Annotated in this window: 1 protein-coding gene; it reads left to right on the top strand. The window is 59.1% G+C overall.

Going from position 1 to position 474, the window contains the following annotated elements; genetic code table 11:
• On the top strand, nucleotides 1-400 hold a 400-nt coding region (locus AC2JF9_RS08815; RefSeq protein ID WP_500727010.1), incomplete at its 5' end, for a cupredoxin domain-containing protein.
• Nucleotides 401-474 lie beyond the last annotated feature (74 nt).

Below are 474 nucleotides of genomic sequence, written 5' to 3'. Positions count from 1 at the left end.
CCACGGAGCCGGCGGCGAGACGGCTTACGGGAAACCTGGCGATCCCAAAAAGCCCGCGCGGATCGTCCCGGTCTCAATGCGGGAGACCGACGGCAAGATGCTCTTCTTCCCGGACAAGCTCGAAGTCCGTCGCGGTGAGCAGGTCCGGTTCAAGCTGCAGAACGGGGGCGAGCTCGCGCACGAGTTCGTCATCGCGACGGTCGACGAAAACCGCAAGCATGCCGAGGAGATGAAGAAGAACCCTGACATGGAGCACGACGACCCGAATGCCAAAAGGCTCGACCCCAAGAAGTCGGGCGAGATCATCTGGCAGTTCACGAAAGCCGGTGAGTTCGAATTCGCATGCCTCATCCCAGGTCATCTCGAAGCCGGGATGAAGGGTACCATCGTCGTCAAGTAACAACAGGAAACATCGGAGATAGCCATGATCAATCGTAAGACAGTTTTCGGACTCCTCATCGCCGCGACCTTCCC

The organism is Lactobacillus sp. C449L (genome assembly GCF_059900815.1).
The sequence above is the reverse complement of the archived record's forward strand: the minus strand, read 5'-3'. Positions and strand labels throughout refer to the sequence as shown.